The sequence below is a fragment of the Aeromonas sp. PS2Canimalfood6 genome (genome assembly GCF_048276795.1).
In the GTDB taxonomy this organism is placed as follows: Bacteria; Pseudomonadota; Gammaproteobacteria; order Enterobacterales; family Aeromonadaceae; genus Aeromonas; species Aeromonas caviae.
This window is the reverse complement of the sequence record NZ_JBLUXC010000160.1, coordinates 1-563: the sequence shown is the minus strand read 5'-3', so window position 1 is coordinate 563 and position 563 is coordinate 1. Positions and strand designations below refer to the sequence as shown.

The 563-nt window shown below is 52.9% G+C and carries 1 pseudogene; it reads left to right on the top strand.

The window, feature by feature from the left end:
• Positions 1-102: 102 nt before the first annotated feature.
• Positions 103-563 (top strand): annotated as a pseudogene (locus ACNPAA_RS21050) (IS4 family transposase); the annotation flags it as partial.

Genomic DNA, 563 nt, shown 5'->3' with positions numbered 1-563 from the left:
CATGTACAGGATCTTTAGCGCCAACCAATTGAAATAGATATAAAAAAGGCTTCGTTTGTGATCTAATTTTATCGCCAAACAAAATCAACACGCGCGAAGCCTATGACCATTATTAATGCTAATCACTATCTGGAGCAACTCCTGGCTCCCGCCGCACTCGAGCGCATTGCTCGGCTCTGCAAGTTTTGTCTGCGTCAGCGCGCCATTACCCCTGCCATGCTCGTACCTGCACTGTTGCGGGCCATGGGGGGCGACCAGGTCAATGACATTGCCAGCTTACACCGTCATTTCAATGCCTTGCAGCTGACGAAAGAGCATCAGGTTTCTTACAAACCGTTTCACAATCAGCTGCGTAAAGAGAGCTTTGCCCTGTTTATGAAAGCGCTGGTCGAACGGGCCATCGCCTTGCGTATCGACCATCAACTCAAAGCGGCCTCCCTCGGCGCGTTCAAGCAGGTGTTATTGCACGATGGCACCTCCTTCGCGGTGCACCGGCGTCTGGCGGCTGACTTTCCCGGCCGGTTCAAGACCATCAGTCCGGCGGCTATCGAGTGCCATATGAC